Source organism: Pseudomonas sp. LBUM1662, from assembly GCF_059695915.1.
This window is the reverse complement of record NZ_CP166793.1, coordinates 547932-567864: the sequence shown is the minus strand read 5'-3', so window position 1 is coordinate 567864 and position 19933 is coordinate 547932. Positions and strand designations below refer to the sequence as shown.

The 19933-nt window shown below is 61.2% G+C and carries 14 protein-coding genes; 2 read left to right on the top strand and 12 right to left on the bottom strand.

The window, feature by feature from the left end; translation table 11 throughout:
* Nucleotides 1-8 precede the first annotated feature (8 nt).
* From ACA049_RS02480 to glnE, 12 genes are all read right to left on the bottom strand, one after another.
* Nucleotides 9-905 carry an antimicrobial resistance protein Mig-14 gene (locus ACA049_RS02480; protein WP_497332864.1) on the bottom strand — a complete coding sequence of 299 codons (897 nt, stop codon included), beginning with the start codon at nt 903-905 and terminating at the stop codon, nt 9-11.
* Complete coding sequence (locus tag ACA049_RS02475) at nt 905-2035, bottom strand: glycosyltransferase (RefSeq protein WP_497332862.1); 1131 nt, start codon at nt 2033-2035, stop codon at nt 905-907. The genes ACA049_RS02480 and ACA049_RS02475 overlap by 1 nt, the downstream gene beginning before the upstream one ends.
* Nucleotides 2019-3776 (bottom strand): carbamoyltransferase family protein, encoded by a 1758-nt coding sequence (locus ACA049_RS02470; protein WP_497332860.1) that lies wholly within the window; start codon nt 3774-3776, stop codon nt 2019-2021. Before ACA049_RS02470 ends, ACA049_RS02475 begins: the two co-directional genes overlap by 17 nt.
* Nucleotides 3777-3940: 164 nt before the next feature.
* Entirely contained in the window at nt 3941-4276 is a 336-nt protein-coding gene (locus tag ACA049_RS02465) for a YceK/YidQ family lipoprotein (RefSeq protein WP_497332858.1), read from the bottom strand.
* 240 nt (nt 4277-4516) lie between these two features.
* A complete protein-coding gene (locus ACA049_RS02460; protein WP_497332856.1) occupies nt 4517-5968 on the bottom strand; it encodes a lipopolysaccharide kinase InaA family protein in 1452 nt (483 codons plus the stop codon).
* Entirely contained in the window at nt 5968-6720 is a 753-nt protein-coding gene (locus ACA049_RS02455; RefSeq protein WP_497332854.1) for a lipopolysaccharide kinase InaA family protein, read from the bottom strand. The genes ACA049_RS02460 and ACA049_RS02455 overlap by 1 nt, the downstream gene beginning before the upstream one ends.
* Entirely contained in the window at nt 6717-7451 is a 735-nt protein-coding gene (locus ACA049_RS02450) for a lipopolysaccharide kinase InaA family protein (RefSeq protein WP_497332852.1), read from the bottom strand. Before ACA049_RS02450 ends, ACA049_RS02455 begins: the two co-directional genes overlap by 4 nt.
* Nucleotides 7451-8257, bottom strand: a complete 807-nt coding sequence (gene rfaP / locus ACA049_RS02445; RefSeq protein WP_497332850.1) for a lipopolysaccharide core heptose(I) kinase RfaP — start codon at nt 8255-8257, stop codon at nt 7451-7453. The genes ACA049_RS02450 and rfaP overlap by 1 nt, the downstream gene beginning before the upstream one ends.
* On the bottom strand, nt 8257-9378 hold the full coding sequence (locus ACA049_RS02440; RefSeq protein WP_497332848.1) for a glycosyltransferase family 4 protein: 1122 nt from the start codon (nt 9376-9378) through the stop codon (nt 8257-8259). The genes rfaP and ACA049_RS02440 overlap by 1 nt, the downstream gene beginning before the upstream one ends.
* The gene (gene waaC, locus ACA049_RS02435; RefSeq protein WP_497332846.1) at nt 9378-10439 is read right to left on the bottom strand and encodes a lipopolysaccharide heptosyltransferase I; all 1062 of its coding nucleotides are present in this window, start codon (nt 10437-10439) and stop codon (nt 9378-9380) included. The genes ACA049_RS02440 and waaC overlap by 1 nt, the downstream gene beginning before the upstream one ends.
* Before the next feature lies 1 nt (nt 10440).
* On the bottom strand, nt 10441-11475 hold the full coding sequence (gene waaF / locus ACA049_RS02430; RefSeq protein ID WP_497332844.1) for a lipopolysaccharide heptosyltransferase II: 1035 nt from the start codon (nt 11473-11475) through the stop codon (nt 10441-10443).
* A 296-nt stretch (nt 11476-11771) separates the two neighbouring features.
* On the bottom strand, nt 11772-14711 hold the full coding sequence (gene glnE / locus ACA049_RS02425) for a bifunctional [glutamate--ammonia ligase]-adenylyl-L-tyrosine phosphorylase/[glutamate--ammonia-ligase] adenylyltransferase (protein WP_497332842.1): 2940 nt from the start codon (nt 14709-14711) through the stop codon (nt 11772-11774).
* Nucleotides 14712-15095: 384 nt separating this feature from the next.
* Here glnE and aceE point away from each other — a divergent pair, with 384 nt between their 5' ends.
* Both aceE and aceF read left to right on the top strand, forming a co-directional pair.
* Complete coding sequence (gene aceE / locus ACA049_RS02420; RefSeq protein WP_497332840.1) at nt 15096-17741, top strand: pyruvate dehydrogenase (acetyl-transferring), homodimeric type; 2646 nt, start codon at nt 15096-15098, stop codon at nt 17739-17741.
* Nucleotides 17742-17752: 11 nt separating this feature from the next.
* Nucleotides 17753-19720, top strand: coding sequence for a dihydrolipoyllysine-residue acetyltransferase (gene aceF, locus ACA049_RS02415; protein ID WP_497332838.1), 1968 nt, complete (start codon nt 17753-17755; stop codon nt 19718-19720).
* The last annotated feature ends 213 nt before the right edge of the window (nt 19721-19933 follow it).

Sequence of the window (19933 nt, the reverse complement as noted above, 5' to 3'; positions counted from 1 at the left end):
GGGCTCACTCACACAGTGAAGACCGGCACAGGATTGCACCAGCGGTCCTTGTATTCCCGGTCGGCGCGGCCGAAGGAAAACCGCAAGGGTTTACCCAAGGCGCGGGCGTGTTCCCAGGCACTTTGGGTGTTGAGGAAACTTAGCACGCTGCCGGGGCTGAACTCGCGCGTTTCAGGATCGACGCCGCCGTTGATGTACTCGACGCTGATCCACTCCGGCGCCTCGACGCGATACACCAGTTGAATCGCAATCGGCGCATCGTTGAGGAAAATCACCGAGCCGATCAGCAGGTCCCGCAGCAACTCAATCACCTGCGCCATGCGTTCGGCACCGGTGGCCGGGAAGCCCCAGCGACGCTGGAACAGGTCGCAATAGATCGCGCCCAGCTCAGCGCTGGAAAACTCGGCGACCGGCCGAACCACGCCGCCCGCCTCTTCCAGCAGACGCAATTCACGGCGCTGGTTGTAGCGAAACTTCTTCGACAACTCTTCCGGCGTGCGGGCCATGGCCAATTGTTCGGTCTGCAACTTGATGTCGGTGAAACGGCCTTCGCTGAGCGCCGACAAATAACGTCCGCGATGGCGCAGAGGCGCTTGGGCATCAGCAGCGGCGGGCAGGATCAACTCGGCATTGCCGAGGTCGAACAAGCCTTTTTTACCGCGGCGCTTGAGTACGTCTTTGGACAGTGCCAGGTCGCGCCCCCAGGTCGGGATGGCGGCTTTGACTTCACCGTTTTGCTCCCAGGCCAGGTAACGCACCGGGATGTCGGCCAACTGTGCCAGGCGTTCAACCACCAGGGGATGGGTCGCGACGCTGCCGCCAAAACGTTGCCAGGCCTGTGCATAAGTCGAGGCGTCGACCACCGCCCAGCCCCGTTCGCGCCAGCCTTGAAATCGGTTGAGCATCAGCCCCTCGGTGCCAGTTCGGTGACGTGCGGCAAATGCCAGAAAGCATCGCGTACCGCGCGGTCGGAGAAACGCTCACGCAAGCGGTCGAGCATCAGCTCGGCGCACTGATGACGTTGCTGGTCGTCCATCGCGGCCAGGTGTTGCAGCCCTTGGGCCAGGTGTTCGGCATCGCCCAGCGGAAACAGAATACCCACACCTTCAACGACTTCCTTCGCCCCGCCACACGCGGTAGCGAGCAAGGGTACGCCGGCAGCCATGGCTTCCAGCAGCACCATGCCGAAGGGTTCGTGATCCGAACTCAGGGCAAACACATCGAAAGCGCGGAAGTAGCGACGGGCATCCGGTACCTGGCCGAGGAACAGCACGCGATCGCCGATACCGAGTTCCCGGGCCAGGGCCTTGAGGTCCTCTTCAAGGCGACCGCTACCGAGAATCACCAGTTGGCTGTTGGCCGGCAGGCCCGGCAATGCCTCGGCAAAACCGTGCAGAAGCGTGGTCTGGTCTTTGTCCGGATGCAGCCGCCCGACATTGCCGACAATCCACGCATCCGCCGACAGGCCGAGGGTTTCCCGGGCTTCACGCACCGACACCTGACTGGTCTGCAACGCCGGCACATCGACACGGTTGTAAAGCGTCTGAATCCGCCCGGCCGGCCATTTCGGCAGGCAACGGCGCATGTCGTCACGCACCGCGTCGGAGACACCGAGCAGGCTCAGGCGCTTGCGGAAAATATGCGCGAACAGTTTGCGGGTGCCGCGCTTGTAATCGCCAAAGGCGTGATGCACACCGATCACCGGCAGCGAGGTGCCGAGCAAGGCGATGTAGATCGGCTTGAAACGGTGAGCAATGCAGAAACTGAAGTTGCGCGAGGCGGCGATCTTGCGCAGATCGCCGATGGCGCCCAGCTTCAGGCCACGAATGGCCTTGGAGCTGTACTCCATGAACAGCACTTCATCGGAAGCGCAGTTCGCGGCCACTTCGCTATCGGCGGCCCCGGTCAAAAAGACCGTGGTCACCCGATAGCCAGTCCCCGCGAACAGGCTGGCGTACTGCCGGGCGCAGTCCAGGAACGGCCCGTCATAGCCGTGGCAGAACTGCAACACATGGCGTTCAGCCGAGCGTGTCATAAGCGTTGGCGCCCTCTTTGACCACCAGGATGTCTTCCATGATCAGATACTGTAGATCCGAACCGAAGAACATGTTCAGCGCGTCGGTCGGCGAGCAGATCATCGGCTCACCACGACGGTTGAGCGAGGTGTTCAGCGACACGCCGTTGCCGGTCAGTCCTTCCAGCGCCTTCATCATGTCGTAGTAGCGCGGGTTGTATTCGCGCTTGAGCACCTGGGCCCGGGAAGTACCGTCTTCATGGACGACTTCCGGCACGCGGGTCTTCCATTCTTCAGCCACTTCGAAGGTGAAGGTCATGAACGGCGCAGGGTGATCGATCTTGATCATCTGCGGCGCGACGGTGTCGAGCATCGACGGACAGAAAGGCCTCCAGCGCTCGCGGAACTTGATCTGGTGGTTGATACGGTCAGCCACGCCGACAGCACTCGGGCAACCGATGATCGAACGACCACCCAAGGCACGCGGACCGAACTCCATGCGACCCTGGAACCAGGCCACCGGGTTGCCATCGACCATGATCTTGGCAATGTTTTCCGGCATGTTCTCGAGCTTGCGCCAGACCGGCTTGCTCGGGTGACGGGCGCACGCGGCGACAACGTCTTCGTTGCTGTACGACGGGCCGAGGTAGACGTGTTCCATCTTCTCGACCGGCACGCCACGGGCATTGGACACGTAGGCTGCTGCGCCGACTGCGGTGCCGGCATCGCCGGAAGCAGGCTGTACGAACAGCTCCTTGACGTCGTCACGGGCGATGATTTTCTGGTTGAGCTTGACGTTCAACGCACAGCCACCGGCGTAGGCCAGTTTGCCGGTTTCCTTGAGCACGTCGCCCAGGTAGTAGTCGATCATCTGCAGCGCAATTTTTTCGAACAGCGCTTGAATGCTCGCCGCGTAGTGGATGTACGGCTCGTCAGCGATATCACCTTCGCGCTTCGGCCCCAGCCACTCAATCAGCTTCGGCGAGAAGTAATAACCTTTGCCCTTCTCTTTGTAGCGACGCAGGCCGATGACGTTGGCGTAGTCAGTGTTGATCACCAGCTCGCCGTTCTCGAACGAAGCCAGGCGCGAAAAATCGTATTTGCTGGCGTCGCCGTACGGCGCCATGCCCATGACTTTGAACTCGCCATCGAGCATGTCGAAACCGAGGAACTCGGTGATCGCGCCGTACAGGCCGCCGAGTGAGTCCGGATCGAAGAATTCCTTGATCTTGTGGATCTTGCCGTTTTCGCCATAACCGAAGAAGGTCGTGGCGTACTCACCCTTGCCGTCGATCCCCAGGATCGCGGTTTTCTCTTTGAAACCGGAGCAGTGGTAAGCACTGGAGGCGTGGGCCAGATGATGCTCGACCGGCTCGATCTTGATTTTCTTAGGATCGAAGCCCAATTGCTCGAGGCACCAGACAATCTTGTTGCGATAACGTTTGTAGCGACGGTTGCCCATCAGGATCGCGTCGAGTGCGCGGTCCGGGGCGTACCAGTAACGCTTGGCGTACTGCCAGCGAGCCTTGCCGAAAATGCTGATCGGGGCGAATGGAATCGCGACCACGTCAACGTCGGATGGCTTGATGCCGGCCTGCTCGAGGCAGAACTTCGCCGACTCGTAAGGCATGCGGTTCTTTGCATGTTTATCGCGCACAAAGCGCTCTTCTTCAGCCGCCGCGACCAGCTTGCCGTCGATGTACAAGGCTGCGGAAGGATCATGGCTAAGGGCGCCGGACAGGCCAAGAATCGTCAATGCCACAGGGGTCTAGCCTCTTTAGTCTGCATGCAGGCGACAAGCGCCTCAAAAATTAATGTGCCCCTCGCAAGGGGCGAGAGACAGCTAAAGGGCGGGATTATAGCGTAAACATGGCGGGAATGACCCAGCGCTTATTACCCCTCTTGGACGAAAGCGTGGCGTCCCGCTTATCTGCGGCCTGCCCGCCAGTAAATACCGAGATTGCCGTCGGTGGCCTGGCGGTAAATCGTGTAGGGCAGGAAAGCGGTGTCCATGACCCCCGACAGGGTCAGGTCCAGCAATACGAAGGGAACGAGGACGCCGGTGGGATCGGGCGGGGCATTCAAGATGCAGAAGTCGTAGGCCAGGCCGCTGTAGATGCGAGGAATGGACTGGCAGTAGGTTTTTTGTTTTCGCAGGCCGCGAGTGGCGTCTTCGTCATCCTGCAGCACCGTCAGAGCGGTCCCGCACCCCGATAGAACCAGTGAAAAAGTACTGATCGCAACAGCCGTTTTTATGGTCAAGATTTGCCCTCCGTGAACGTCAGGCAAACTAGCATCGTGGCTATTCAGGGCACAGTTCATGGGGTCTGTGGATCATGTAGGACAGTTCACAAGAACGTGTCCTCTTAATCTCCGTGGTCTGTTCTGGCCCCTTCGCGAGCAAGCCCGCTCCCACAGTGGATTTGTGTTGTACACAAATGATGTGTTCAACACAGGTTCCTTGTGGGAGCGGGCTTGCTCGCGAAGGACCGAAGGTCCGATTCAGGCCACGCCAGAGATATCTTTGGGCAGACGCTGATCAATGACCTGATACAGCGCGCTGCTCTCAGGCCAGTTACGCATGAACCGCGCCCGATCCCGCGCATACGCCGGGGCAAAGCTGCTCGTCGAGCCGTGCTGACACATCGAATCCAGGTCAATCAACGCCCAGCGATCCTGCTGCCAGAACAGGTTGTGGCCCTTGAAATCCCCATGACTGATGCGCTCGCGGATCAGCTCGGCAAACAGATGATCCAGCGCCACCAATTCAGCCTCGGGCGCATCGCCCTTTTCAACGTACGGCGCAAAACGCTCGATGATGTCCGGCCCCGGCAGATACTCGGTGATCAAGTACGCCCGGCTGCGCAACCAGAGAAAACGCTTCTCCAGCAACGCCAACGGTTTGGGTGTGGCGATGCCAAGGAACGCGAGGCGATTGCCTTCGCGCCACGAGTGCCAGGCACGGCTCGGGCGCCAGAAGCGTTTGAGCCAGTGCGCAAAGCCTTTGATGTTGTAGCGCTTGATGACCAGCGTCCGACCATCAACTTCGACTTTTCCTACGCTTGCCGCACCGCCGGTCTTATACAGATGGCCCTGGTCAAGCAAGACATCGGCCTGTTCCAGCACCGGCAGCATCGCCGCTTCCTCTTCACGACGAATCGCCCGCAGGCCAAACGCCCCACGCTGCACGCTGAACAACGTGCATTCGCGGCCGACCTTGATCAGATAGTCCTTCAAGCGCCAGCTGCGAACCTTGTCGATCTGCTTCTGCAACGCTTCCATCGGCAACGCGTGTTCGCCGTTGCTCAGCAGGTAATACACCAGCAACTCTTCGGTGAACGGCTCCAGCGACTTGGGCAACTGGGCGAAAAACACGCCGAGGTTTTCCAGGACTTTCTGCCGTGACAGCGGCTGGCCCGGCGTTTCAGCACAGACGCCGCCGCCATCGATCAGGTACAACCGACCGCGCTGACGCAAAAGGTTGTCCAGGTGCAGGTCTTCCTGCCAGAGCCCCTTGCGATGCATTTGGCCAATGGCGCCCAACGCTTCGGCCAGCACGGCGCCTTGCATATCCGCCAGCACCGGTAAGTGCTCGACCTGTTTCCAGGTATCTCCCAGGCTTTCGGCGCCTTCGATGAAGTCGAACAGCAGCCAGCCGCCCTCGCCCTCGTTCAAACCGTCCGCCAGCAGCTGCGGCGTGGTCAGGCCTTGATCGGCGAGCAAACGCACACCGTCCCGTTCACGCTGGAAATGCCGCGGCGCTTTGCTGCCGACCAACAACTTGGCCAGCACTGGCCGGCCGCGCCACACGCCGGCACCGACGTAACGCTGCCCGGGCAATACGCGCAACAGACTCAAGAGTTGTAACTCGGCAGGACCAGCAGCATCGGCCAGTGAAATGCTCATGGGCAGGCTCGGGCTGCGACCGGCGTTTTTCAGTTCGGACAACCGCATCAGCGCGTCTCCTTGCGACTGCGCCGCGCGGTCAGGCGCGAAACCCAACTGTCCACCAGCGAACTGTCCCGCGGCTGATCCACGTAGACCGCCAGCAACTCGCGCAACTGCGCTTCAGTCCACTCCGGCGCACGACGCAGCAACGGTTCCAGATCCTTGATCCGGTCACGCTGACCGAACAGCAACGGCCGGGTTTTTTCCAGGTCGATCAACTGCGCCTGATAACCCTCGCCCGTGGCCTGCAGAAAAATATGTTTAGGGTAGAAACACCCGTGAAGCTGGCGCACGCCGTGCAGGCGCCGCGCCAGTTCGCCACAGGCTTTCATAATGGCCGAGTGTTGCGCTTCGCTCAGGTCCGACCAGCGCTGCAACAGCGAATCCAGGTCATCCCAGCCGTCCAGTGCACGGGTCAGCAGAATCGCCCGCACTTCCCCGTCGACTTTGCGCTCGCCGAAAAACGCCGCCTGCAGCGCCGGAATACCCAGTTTCTGATAACGGCTGATGTTGCGAAACTCGCGGGCAAAACTCGGCTCGCCCAACGGTGCATGAAAGGTGCGCGTCATGTAGTTGCTCTGGCGCTTGAGGTAGTAGCCATGACCTTCCAGATCCAGCCGAAACACGCTGCTCCAGCCGCCACCGACGGTGTTGGGTTCATCCACCGCGTCGAGCTGCTTGGCCCACAGTGCGTCAAAAGTGCCGAGGCCATGACGCTCAAGGAGCGCACGGTCTTCAGCGGCCAGAAAATCAGTCATTCGCGTCCCTCGAAAAATCTAACCACGTGCCGGATGCGTTTTTTGTCGTCGGCATTCAGCCGGTCACGCTGGCGATATTGCAGGTAAAAGCGCAGGCGCTGCGTGGCCGACAGGTGATATTTGGCCACTTTGTCGAGGCAGGCCAGGTCCTTGGTGATCCGGTACTTGAGCCAGAAGCCGCGCCAGAAATCGCCGTTGGGGCAATCGATCAGGAACAGCTTGGCGTTATCGTCGATCAGCAGGTTGCGCCACTTCAAATCGTTATGGGTGAAACGGTTGTCGTGCATGGTCCGGGTGTAACCGGCCAACTGACGGCTGACGGTATCGACCCAGGCGCGGTCCGCCAACTTCGGATCGTGCCGGTCCGCGAGGGCCGACAAGTCTTCGGTGTTGGGCAGTTCGCGGGTAATCATCGCGCCACGGGCATACGCTGCACCGCGTCGCTCCAGGCCCCAGGCAACCACTTCGGCGGTGGGAATGCCCCACTTGGCGAAGCGCTTGAGGTTCTGCCATTCGGCCTTGACTCGAGGCTTGCCCAAATAACGGCGCAGGCCTTTGCCGGCGCCGCTGTAGCGCTTGACGTAATAATTGACGCCGTTGCGATTGACGCGAATGACCTCCGACAGCGGGTCGCGCGTCAGGCGCTCGCCCTGAAGCGCGAACACCGCTTCCAGGCTGCCAAAATCTTCCGCCAGATTGCTGTAAGCAGGTTCCAGTTTCCAACCGGGCATCAGAGCGCATCCCCGTATCGCTGTTTACGGTCGTAAAGCTTGTTGGCCTTGCCTTCGAGCCAGGCGAGCAGCGACGCTTCTTCGGCCAGGATCTGGCGCAGCGGCTGCTGGAAGTAGCCTTTGAGGAAGCGCAGTTTGTCGCGTTTGGTCAGGCCGATGTCGAGGGCCGAAAAGTACAGCGCCGCCAGGTCCTTGTTGCGCCAGCGCTGGGTGATCGCCGGGCGGGTCTGGGCGCGATGCAGGTCGATCACCGAGAGTTTGAAGTCGTCAGCCGTCACCGGTTTGTCGGTGTGCAGCAGGAAGTGGCAGATGTAGCAGTCGCGGTGGTTGACCCCGGCGCGGTGCATCATGCCGGTCATGCGCGCGACTTCGGCGATCAGCGCGCGCTTGAGCGTGGGCTCGGGCGGGTTCTTGATCCAGTCGATGCTGAAGTCTTCGAGGCTGACGGTGGGCGCCAGTTCTTCGGTGACGATAAACGAGTGCTGATCCGCCGGGTTGCTGCCCTTCTCGCCGTAAGCAACCGCGGTCATGGTCGGCACGCCAACTTCTTTCAGGCGCTGAATGGCCTTCCACTCCTGACCCGCGCCGAGTACCGGCAACTTGGCCGTCAGCAGGTTCTTGAAGATCTCGCCCCAGCCGATGCCACGGTGGATCTTCACGAAAAAACCATTGCCGTTCACTTCAGTGCGCAAGGTCCGGCGCGCTTCCAGCTCACGGTAAACCTCGCCCTGCAAGCCTTCGACTTCGGTGAACGCATCGCGTCCTGCCCAAAGGCTCTTGAACGGTTCAGCCAGCATCAACTTCATTAAGCGTGCTCCGCCAGAATCACATCGGCCGCGTGCTGCGGCATGCTGTAGAGGTCGGCCGTCTCAGCGAAGGCCAGACCGTTGCGGCTCCAGGCCGCCCGTGCTTGAGCGTCGTTCAACATGCCGGTCAGGTACTGGGTCAGTTGTGCCTGATCGAACGGCTCGTCCAACACCAGGCCCGCGTCGGCCTCGGCGATGTAATGGGCGTAACCGCACACCGCGCTCACCAGCACCGGCAACCCGGCCACCAGGGCTTCGAGCAGCACGGTCCCGGTGTTTTCGTTATATGCCGGATGAATCAACACGTCGGCGCCGAGCAGGAAACGCGGGATATCGCTGCGGCCCTTGAGGAACGTCACGTTGTCGCCGAGCCCCAATGTGGCGCTCTGCATCTGGAATAATTTGGGGTCGTCCTGGCCAATTACAAACAGCCGGGTGCGTTTCTTCAGATCAGCGGGCAACGCGGCCAACGCCTTGAGACTGCGATCCACGCCCTTGGTCTTGAACCCGGAGCCGATCTGCACCAGCAGCAGCTCATCGTCCTTGAGGTTGAATTCGCGACGGAAATCGGCACGGATTTCGGCGGCATTGGCCGGCGCGCGACGGTCCTGGGAAATGCCCGGCGGCAGCAAATGGAAGCGTTCCAGCGGCGTGTCGTAATGCTTGATGAACAGCGGCTGCTGGACTTCGGAAATCATCAGCACTTCAGTTTTGGCGTCCTTGGCGAACACCGCGCGCTCGTACTCGGCGAAGTGCCGGTAGCGGCCCCAGCGACGGTACAGCGAGTTGCGCAGGTTCTGTGCCTTGTCTTCGAAACAGCCGTCGGCGGCGTAGTAAACGTCCAGGCCGGGCATCTTGTTGAAACCGATCAGACGGTCCACGGGACGCTTGGCCAGGTCCGCTTCCATCCACTCGCTGAGCTTCTCGTTGCGCCGATGGTTGAAGAACGCCTTGACCGGCGCCACCAGCACTTCGAAACCCGGCGGGACATCGCCTTCCCAGATCAGCGTGTAGACGCGAATCTGATGGCCGCGCTGCTGGCACTCCAGGGCGATGCGCATGAAGTCGCGCTGCAAGCCCCCGAATGGAAAGTACTTGTACAAGACGAATGCCAATTGCATCAGCGCAGCTCCTCAGCCAGTAACAACGTGCTCAGTCGGGTCGCGACACGCTCGGGATTCAGACGCGTGAAGCACAGCGGCCACTCGCGTTTCAGGTCGAACTGACGGGCATCTTCGGCCGTCGGTTGATAGGTGCATTTCTTTTGCAGGCACGGCGCGCAGGGGAAGTCGCTGGCGATGTGAATCTGCGCCTTGCCGTAGGCGCCGGTCAGGCCCGGGTTGGTCGGGCCGAACAGCGACAGGGTTGGCACGTCGAGTGCGGCGGCCAAGTGGCCGAGACCGGTGTCCACCGCCACGCAGGCTTGAGCGCCGGCCAGTACTTTGCCAACTCCCGCCAGGTTCAGCTTGGGCAGCACTTCGACATGCCGGAACCCTGCGGCAATGCGCTCAGCCCGGGCCTTCTCGACCGGATTGCCCCACGGCAGCTTCACGGCGACGCCGAGGTAGCCGACGCGCTCGGCCAGTTCGCGCCAATACGCTTCCGGCCAGTGTTTGGTGTCCCATGTGGTGCCGTGCAGGAACAGCACGTAAGGGTTCTTGCGCGGCAGTTCCACCAGACGCTCGACGTTCAGGCCGTAATCGCCCAGGCCTTTTGGCAGGTCGTAGCCCAGTGCCAGGGCGAACAGTTGGCGCACCCGCTCAACCGCGTGTTGCCCACGAGCCACGGCCAGGCGACGGGAATAGAAACGTGCGGCGATGGGCTCGCGCGCCGAGTCCTTGTCCAGCCCGGCGACCGGCGCCTTGACATAGCGCGTCAGCCAGGCGCTTTTCAGCAAACCCTGGGCATCAATCACCAGATCGTATTTCGTGGCGCGAACGCTTTGCTTGAAGCGCTTCCACTCGCCACTTTTAAGGGTCTGCCAGAGGTTCTTGCGCCAGCGACGGATCGCCACCGGAATCACCTTGCCCACGGCCGGGTGCCAGGTCGGGATCTCGGCGAAGCCTTCTTCCACCACCCAGTCGAACGTGATGCCGGGGATCGCCCGCGCCGCGTCGGTCAACGCCGGCAACGCGTGAATCACGTCGCCCAGCGAAGAAGTCTTGATCAGCAGAACGCGCAAACTATTTGACCTCGACCACAGTGCCGTGCAACCGCTGCAAGGCTTCGTTCACCGCTTGCGGCATGAGCTGGCGCAGGCAGTTGTAATGACCGAAACGGCAGGTGCGATCGAAGCACGGGCTGCAGTCGAGGCCCAGGCGCACGATTTCGACGTGTTCGGCCAGTGGTGGCGTGAAACCCGGCGACGTCGAGCCGTAGACCGCCACCAACGGGCGGTTCAGCGCGGCGGCGACGTGCATCAGGCCGGAGTCGTTGGAAACCACCGAATCGGCGCACGACATCAAGTCGATGGCTTCGGCCAGGGAGGTGCCGCCGCTGAGGTTGACCGACTCTTCACGCAAGCCTGGAATCAGCCGCGCGCGGATCTCTTCGCCCACCGCGTGATCGTTTTTCGAGCCGAACAACCAGACCTGCCAGCCTTCGCGGATCTTCGCTTCGGCGACCTTGGCGTAATGCTCGGACGGCCAGCGCTTGGATTCGCCAAACTCGGCGCCGGGGCACAGGGCCAACACCGGCCGGTCGAGGGTCAGGCCGAACTTGGCCAGTGCCGCCTCGCGGGTGACCGGGTCGATCTGCAGGCTCGGCCGTGGGTAAGGCGTCGGCAGTTCGGCACCGCGCTCATAAGCCAGGGCCATGAAGCGCTCGATCATCAGCGGATAACGTTCTTTATCCAGCGTGCGCACGTCATTGAGCAGGCCGTAGCGAAACTCGCCACGCCAGCCTGTGCGTTTCGGGATACCGGCGAAGAACGGCACCAGCGCCGATTTCAAGGAGTTTGGCAGCAGGATCGCCTGGTCGTACTGGCCAGCCAGGGATTTGCCGATGCGCCGACGCGTCGCCAGCTCGAGGGCGCCGTGGCCGAGCGGAAAGCTCAAGGCCTGACGGACTTCGGGCATGCGCTCCAGGATCGGCCGGCTCCATTCGGGAGCCAGGACGTCGATTTCGCACTGCGGGTGGCGTTGCTTGAGACACTGAAACAGTGTCTGCGCCATCACCATGTCACCGACCCAACTGGGCCCAACGATCAGAATTTTCATGTGGTTTCCAAAAACGAACCGGGGAGGCATACGCCTCCCCGCCTCGAGAATCCAGCACCTGCAGCCTTGGCTGTCAGGTCATTTGGACGAGCCGGTTGGGGCTCGCCGGATCAATTTTGTGCACATCCAGTGCGGTGCAGCTTAGCTGCTTCAGTTTACAAAACACCGCAGATTAACTGTGGGAGCGGGCTTGCTCGCGAAGGCGGAGTGTCAGTCGCCATTAATGTTGAATTTAACGGCCCCTTCGCGAGCAAGCCCGCTCCCACATGGGTATTGGGTGTTGCAACTGTCCGTTTTCAGCTTAGCCCCAGCTCGCGCCAGATCCGCAATACCTGGCGGCGTTCATCCACAAACTGGTCGCCCGGTATCACCCCGGCGTCCTTCTGCAAGGCCTGCCGGTGCGCGGCGGAGCGGTAGGCTTTGTAGGCCTCGCGCAACAAGCTGGCGTCTTCGGCGGGCATCAGCCCTTCGTGTTCCAGCTCCTCCAGAATGCGGATGTTGTCCGTCCAGCGCAGCAATGGCGGGTGTGTTTCGGACCACGCCAAGGCCGCGTATTGCACCATAAATTCAATATCGACGATACCTCCGGCGTCCTGCTTGAGATCGAACGGCGCCGTGGCCTCGAAGGCATTTGCCGCGGTGCCGGCCGCGGTGCTCTTGCTGCCAAGGTTATCGCGCATCTTGGCGCGCATCTCACTCACCTCCTGGCGCAAGGTCGCCAGGTCCCGCGGCTTGCCCAATATCGCCGCGCGGACCTTCTCGAACGCCTGGCCGACATCCTGACTGCCGACCAGCACCCGCGCCCGCACCAGCGCCTGATGTTCCCAGGTCCAGGCTTCGTTTTCCTGATACCGGGCAAACGCCCCCACCGAACTCACCAGCAACCCCGAGGCGCCGGACGGTCGCAGGCGCATGTCGACTTCATACAGCTGGCCGGAGTTGGTCTGGGTGGTAATCAAATGAATGATCCGCTGCCCCAAACGGGTGAAAAATTGCGCGCCGTCGATGGGTTTCGGTCCATCGGTTTCCGCCTGCGGATCGCCATCGTGGATGAACACCAGGTCCAGGTCCGAACCATGCCCCAGTTCCAGCCCGCCGACTTTCCCATAACCGACAATGATGAAGCCCGGATCGCACAAGGTGCCGTCGGTGCGCAGTGGCGTGCCGTATTTGGCCACGGTCTGGCGCCAGGCCAGGGCCAACACTTGCGCGAGGATCGCCTCGGCGAGCCAGGTCAGGTAATCGCTGACTTTCATCAACGGCAGGCTGCCGGCGATTTCCGAAGCGGCGACGCGCAAGCGGTGCGCCAGTTTGAAATGGCGCAGGGCTTCCATTTGCTGCTCGAGGTCGTCCTCGGGAATTCGCGTCAGGCGCTCGCGCAATTCGGCGGCCAGTTCCGGCGCCATCGGCGGTTTGAACAGCCGGCCTTCGTTGAGCAATTCGTCAAGCAGCAGCGGGAAACGGGTGATCTGCTCAGCGATCCACGGGCTCGCGGCGCACAAGGTCAGCAACCGTCGCAGCGCGCCGGGGTTCTCGGTCAGCAGCACCAGATACGCCGAGCGACGGGCCACCGCTTCAACCAGCGGCAGCACGCGCTCCAGCACCAGATCCGGATTGGCATGCTCGACGGCCTGAGCCAACAACCGCGGAATAAATGCATCGAGGCGCTCGCGCCCCAAGCGTTGCATCGCGCGCAATTGCGGGCTGCTGCGCAAACCGGCCAACGCTTTCAGCGCCTTGGTGGCATCGGCGAAACCGCCCTCTTCCAACTGGCGGCATGCGGCCTCTTCATCCTGGGCCTCTTCCCACAGCGGCAGCCATTCGCCGCCGACCACCACTTCGCTTTCGGTGCCTTCCTCTTCATCGGGATCGGCAATCACCTGACCAAAGTGCCAGGCCACGCGGCCGCGCCAATACATCAGCTGCTCATGGAAAGCCTCCCAGTCAGCGAAGCCCAACATATAGGCAATACGCGCCTGATCCTGCGCGCCGTCCGGCAGCATTTGGGTCTGGCGATCGGCAATCGCCTGGATCGCGTGTTCGGTGTAACGCAGGAATTCGTAGCCTTCGCGCAGTTCGCTGATCACGGCTGGCGGCAGGTAACCCTGACCTTCGAGGGTGCTCAGTACTTTTAATAGTGGACGTTGCTGCAGGCTCAGGTCGCGACCGCCGTGGATCAGCTGGAACGCCTGGGCGATAAATTCCACCTCGCGAATGCCGCCGGAGCCGAGCTTGATGTTGTCGGCCATGCCCTTGCGCCGCACTTCCTGCTGGATCAGCTGCTTCATGGTGCGCAGCGCTTCGATCGCAGAGAAGTCGAGGTAACGCCGGTACACGAACGGCCGCAGCATTTCTTGCAATTGCGCACCGGCCACTTGATCGCCCGCCACCACCCGCGACTTGATCATCGCGTAGCGTTCCCAGTCGCGGCCCTGATCCTGGTAATACTGCTCCAGCGCGTTGAAGCTCAGCACCAAGGCACCGGCCGAACCGTATGGCCGCAGGCGCATGTCGACGCGGAAGACAAAACCGTCGACGGTCATCGGGTCCAGCGCCTTGATCAGACGCTGACCGAGTCGAATAAAGAATTCCTGATTATCCAGCGAGCGTTTCACGCCGACGGTTTCGCCGCCCTCGGGGTAGGCGAAAATCAGGTCGATGTCCGACGACAGATTCAATTCCACGGCGCCGAGCTTGCCCATGCCGAGGATGACCATCTGCTGCGGCTCGCCGCTGCGCCGACCGGTCGGCACACCGAACTGCTGGCAGTGGCGCGAGTACAACCACTGATAGGCCTGATCGATGCTGGCATCGGCCATGTCCGAGAGGTCGCGGCAGGTCTGGATCAGATCAGCCTGGCGAGTCAGGTCACGCCAGATGATCCGCACTTGATGACGGGTGCGCTGGCGGCGCAGGACGCGACCGAGTTCGTCTTCGGTTTCGGCCGCATTCACTGCCGCCGCGATCTGCCCGCACAGTTCGCCGGGGGCGAAGCTGCGGTCCAGCTCGCCGGACTGCACCAGCGCCAGCAACATCAAAGGGTCACGCACACTTTGCTCAGTCACGAAGTCGCTGGCGGCGGTGACGCGGGCGAATTGCGCCCAGCGTTCAGGCGTCCAGGCAGACAGGCCATGGTCATCTTCCAACTCGGCCACGGCGGTGCGGAACGACTGCTCGGCGCGGGTGACAAACGGCAGGAGAATGCCGGGCAGTTCGGCAAGCACGGGGAGGCTCATGGTCTATCCTTGATCGGCGTGTAGAGGGCGGCATGTAGTGAATTTTCAAATCGCACTACGTGATCGACTGTCGAACAAAGGTTAGAAATAGCTGAAATTTCTTTATTTTTGGCAGACAGCATCAAGCTTTCACCTTTTTCGGTTGGCAAAAGACCAACCTTAACGATTATTCTCACAACGCAGCCGGAGGCCACAAGCCGCTCATCTGTAGTTTTACTACTCGTATATACATTCGGATAGCTGAAATGCCCGATGATTTGTAGTAAAACTACACGCCGCCGGAACCTACCACTCGGCAATCCAAGAATTTATATCGTCTGCCCACAAGGCCAGTCGCAAACTCAGGCAACCGATTCTGGAAGCCTTTCCGCCCTGGAGCAAGCCATGCAAGACCTCGATCCCGTCGAAACCCAGGAATGGCTGGACGCCCTGGAATCGGTTCTCGACAAAGAAGGCGAAGACCGCGCTCACTATCTGATGACCCGTATGGGTGAACTCGCAACTCGCAGCGGTTCGCAGTTGCCTTACGCCATCACCACGCCATACCGCAACACCATTCCCGTTACCCACGAAGCACGCATGCCTGGCGACCTGTTCATGGAACGCCGCATTCGCTCGTTGGTGCGCTGGAACGCGATGGCCATGGTGATGCGTACGAACCTGAAAGATTCGGACCTGGGCGGTCACATCTCCAGCTTCGCCTCCAGCGCCACGCTGTATGACATCGGCTTCAACTATTTCTTCCAGGCCCCGACCGACGAACACGGCGGCGACCTGATCTACTTCCAGGGTCACACCTCGCCAGGCGTTTACGCCCGTGCGTTCATGGAAGGCCGCATCACCGAAGACCAGATGAACAACTTCCGCCAGGAAGTCGACGGCCAGGGCCTCTCGTCCTATCCGCACCCTTGGCTGATGCCTGATTTCTGGCAGTTCCCGACCGTATCCATGGGTCTGGGCCCGATCCAGGCGATCTACCAGGCACGCTTCATGAAGTACCTGGAAGCCCGTGGCTTCATCCCTGAAGGCAAGCAGAAAGTCTGGTGCTTCCTGGGCGACGGCGAGTGCGACGAGCCGGAATCCCTGGGCGCGATCTCGCTGGCTGGCCGCGAGAAGCTCGACAACCTGATCTTCGTCATCAACTGCAACCTGCAGCGCCTCGACGGCCCGGTTCGCGGCAACGGCAAGATCATCCAGGAACTCGAAGGCGTGTTCCGCGGTGCTCAGTGGAACGTGACAAAAGTCATCTGGGGCCGTTTCTGGGACCCACTGCTGGCCAAAGACGTCGACGGTATCCTGCAACGCCGCATGGACGAAGTCATCGACGGCGAGTACCAGAACTACAAAGCCAAAGACGGCGCGTTCGTGCGTGAACACTTCTTCAACTCGCCAGAACTCAAGGCGATGGTTGCTGATCTGTCCGACGACGAGATCTGGAAACTCAACCGTGGCGGCCACGACCCGTACAAGGTCTACGCGGCGTACCACGAAGCGGTCAACCACAAAGAACAACCGACCGTCATCCTGGCCAAGACCATCAAGGGTTATGGCACCGGTGCCGGCGAAGCGAAGAACACTGCGCACAACACCAAGAAGGTTGATGTTGAAAGCCTGAAGCTGTTCCGCGACCGTTTCGACATCCCTGTGCGCGACGAAGAGCTGGAAAACCTGCCGTTCTTCAAGCCGGAGCCAAACAGCGCCGAAGCCCGCTACCTGAGCGAGCGCCGCACTGCACTGGGCGGTTTCGTGCCACAGCGCCGCGCACAAAGCTTCAGCGTGCCGACGCCATCGCTGGATACCCTCAAGGCAATCCTTGATGGTTCGGGCGACCGTGAAATCTCCACCACCATGGCCTTCGTGCGGATCCTCGCGCAACTGGTCAAGGACAAGGAAATCGGCCCGCGCATCGTTCCGATCATTCCGGACGAAGCCCGTACCTTCGGTATGGAAGGCATGTTCCGTCAGTTGGGCATCTACTCGTCCGTCGGCCAGCTCTACGAGCCAGTCGATAAAGACCAGGTGATGTTCTACAAGGAAGACAAGAAGGGCCAGATCCTCGAAGAAGGCATCAACGAAGCGGGCGCCATGAGCTCCTTCATCGCTGCCGGTACTTCGTACTCCAGCCACAACCAGCCAATGCTGCCGTTCTACATCTTCTACTCGATGTTCGGCTTCCAGCGTATCGGCGACCTGGCCTGGGCTGCCGGCGACAGCCGTACCCGTGGCTTCCTGATCGGCGGCACCGCCGGCCGGACCACGCTGAACGGCGAAGGCCTGCAACACGAAGACGGTCACAGCCACATCCTGGCTGCCACCATCCCGAACTGCCGCACCTTTGATCCAACCTACGGCTACGAGCTGGCGGTGATCATCCAGGACGGCATGAAGAAGATGACCGAAGAGCAGCAGGACGTTTTCTACTACATCACCGTGATGAACGAGTCCTACCAGCAGCCAGCCATGCCGGCCGGTGTCGAGGAAGGCATCATCAAGGGCATGTACCTGCTCGAGGAAGACACCCGCGAAGCGGCGCACCACGTTCAGCTGATGGGCTCCGGCACCATCCTGCGTGAAGTCCGTGAAGCGGCGAAGATTCTGCGTGAAGAGTTCAACGTTGCCGCCGACGTCTGGAGCGTTACCAGCTTCAACGAACTGCGTCGCGATGGCCTGGCCGTCGAGCGCACCAACCGTCTGCACCCGGGCCAGAAGCCTAAACTGAGCTATGTCGAAGAGTGCCTGAACGGCCGTAAAGGTCCGGTCATCGCGTCTACCGACTACATGAAGCTGTTCGCTGAGCAAATTCGTCAGTGGGTCCCGTCCAAGGAATTCAAAGTCCTGGGCACCGACGGTTTCGGCCGCAGTGACAGCCGCAAGAAGCTGCGTCACTTCTTCGAAGTCGACCGTCATTTCGTGGTGTTGGCAGCCCTGGAAGCCTTGGCTGACCGTGGTGATATCGAACCTAAGGTGGTGTCTGAAGCCATCGCCAAGTTCGGGATCAACCCGGAAAAACGCAACCCACTGGACTGCTGAGGAGACACTCTGTGAGCGAACTCATTCGCGTACCTGACATCGGCAGCGGTGAAGGTGAAGTAATTGAACTGTTTGTGAAGGTCGGCGACCGTATCGAAGCCGAACAGAGCATCCTGACGCTGGAATCGGACAAGGCGAGCATGGAAGTCCCTGCTCCCAAGGCCGGCATCGTCAAAAGCCTGAAAGTGAAGCTGGGCGATCGCCTGAAAGAAGGCGACGAACTGCTGGAACTGGAAGTCGAAGGTGCCGCTGATGCGGCCCCTGCGGCTGCCGCTGCGCCGGCTGCCAAAGCTGAAGAGAAGCCGGCTGCTGCGCCTGCCGCCGCTGCTGCTCCAGCACCCGCTGCCGCGCCTGCTGCCGCTTCGGTTCAGCAAGTGCACGTGCCGGATATCGGTTCGGCAGGCAAGGCCCAGATCATCGAGATCCAGGTCAAGGTCGGCGACACCGTCGAGGCTGATCAGTCGCTGATCACTCTGGAATCCGACAAGGCGAGCATGGAAATTCCATCGCCTGCCGCTGGCGTGGTCAAGAGCATCAGCGTCAAGCTCAACGACGAAGTCGGCACCGGCGACCTGATCCTGGATCTGGAAGTGGCGGGTGCTGCGGCCGCGCCTGCTCAGGCGGCTGCGCCTGCTGCCGTTGCTCCGGCACCTGCCGCTGCGGCCCCGGCTGCACCGGTTGCGGACAGCGTTCAGGACATTCACGTCCCGGACATCGGTTCGTCGGGCAAGGCCAAGATCATCGAAGTGCTGGTCAAGGCGGGCGACACCGTCACCGCCGACCAGTCGCTGATCACCCTGGAATCCGACAAGGCGAGCATGGAAATTCCATCGCCTGCCGCTGGTGTGGTGGAAAGCGTTTCCATCAAGCTGGATGACGAAGTCGGTACTGGCGACCTGATCCTGAAGCTGAAAGTCAAAGGCGCTGCTCCGGCCGCTGCTCCAGCTCCAGCCGCTGCGCCTGCTGCTGCGGCGGCCAAGGCTGAAGCGGCCAAGGCTGAAGCGGCTCCTGCTGCCGCAGCACCTGCCGCACCTGCCGCTGCACCGGCCAAGCCGGGCGCCAAGGTTCACGCCGGCCCGGCTGTACGCCAACTGGCTCGCGAGTTCGGCGTCGAGCTGAGCGCCGTCGGCGCCAGTGGCCCGCACGGTCGCATCCTGAAAGAAGACGTGCAGGTTTACGTCAAAGCCATGATGCAGAAGGCCAAGGAAGCACCGGCCGCTGCTGCTGGCGCAACCGGTGGCGCGGGCATCCCGCCGATTCCGGTTGTGGACTTCAGCCGCTTCGGTGAAACCGAAGAAGTGCCGATGACCCGCCTGATGCAAATCGGCGCGTCGAGCCTGCACCGCAGCTGGCTGAACATCCCGCACGTGACTCAGTTCGATTCGGCTGATATCACCGACCTGGAAGCGTTCCGCATCGCTCAGAAAGCCGTTGCAGAGAAGGCCGGCGTCAAGCTGACCATCCTGCCGCTGCTGCTCAAATCCTGCGCGCACCTGCTCAAGGAACTGCCGGACTTCAACAGTTCGCTGGCACCAAGCGGCAAGGCGATCATCCGCAAGAAGTACGTGAACATCGGCTTCGCGGTCGACACCCCTGAAGGCCTGCTGGTACCGGTCATCAAGAACGTCGACCAGAAGAGCCTGCTGCAACTGGCAGCCGAAGCCGCTGCTCTGGCCGCCAAAGCCCGCGACAAGAAGCTCACCGCTGACGACATGCAAGGCGCCTGCTTCACCATTTCCAGCCTCGGCCACATTGGCGGCACCGGCTTCACGCCGATCGTCAACGCGCCGGAAGTGGCGATCCTCGGTGTTTCCAAGGCAACCATCCAGCCAGTCTGGGACGGCAAAGCCTTCCAGCCGAAACTGATGCTGCCGCTGTCGCTGTCCTACGATCACCGTGTGATCAACGGCGCCGCTGCTGCACGCTTCACCCAGCGTCTGAGCAGCCTGCTGGCGGACATCCGCACCATCTTGCTGTAACACCGGCCGGCCCTCCTTCACTGGAGGGCCTGTCGCGTTCCACGTTTTCCGAGCGCCACGCTCGTACCTCAACCCCGCCAATTTGGCGGGGCTTTTTTTTGCCTTGAATAAAGCATCTTCCTACAACCGTGGCTTACATCGCCCACAACCCAAGTCCACTTCCGCTCGATATTTTTTGCCGTTCAATAACTAGGCTTAGTTAGACAGAATTTG

Coding starts and splice junctions, on each gene's coding strand:
- ACA049_RS02480 (WP_497332864.1), bottom strand. CDS start 905: ATGCTCAACCGATTTCAAGGCTGGCGCGAACGGGGCTGGGCGGTGGTC.
- ACA049_RS02475 (WP_497332862.1), bottom strand. CDS start 2,035: ATGACACGCTCGGCTGAACGCCATGTGTTGCAGTTCTGCCACGGCTAT.
- ACA049_RS02460 (WP_497332856.1), bottom strand. CDS start 5,968: ATGCGGTTGTCCGAACTGAAAAACGCCGGTCGCAGCCCGAGCCTGCCC.
- ACA049_RS02455 (WP_497332854.1), bottom strand. CDS start 6,720: ATGACTGATTTTCTGGCCGCTGAAGACCGTGCGCTCCTTGAGCGTCAT.
- ACA049_RS02450 (WP_497332852.1), bottom strand. CDS start 7,451: ATGCCCGGTTGGAAACTGGAACCTGCTTACAGCAATCTGGCGGAAGAT.
- rfaP (WP_497332850.1), bottom strand. CDS start 8,257: ATGAAGTTGATGCTGGCTGAACCGTTCAAGAGCCTTTGGGCAGGACGC.
- ACA049_RS02440 (WP_497332848.1), bottom strand. CDS start 9,378: ATGCAATTGGCATTCGTCTTGTACAAGTACTTTCCATTCGGGGGCTTG.
- waaF (WP_497332844.1), bottom strand. CDS start 11,475: ATGAAAATTCTGATCGTTGGGCCCAGTTGGGTCGGTGACATGGTGATG.
- glnE (WP_497332842.1), bottom strand. CDS start 14,711: ATGAGCCTCCCCGTGCTTGCCGAACTGCCCGGCATTCTCCTGCCGTTT.
- aceE (WP_497332840.1), top strand. CDS start 15,096: ATGCAAGACCTCGATCCCGTCGAAACCCAGGAATGGCTGGACGCCCTG.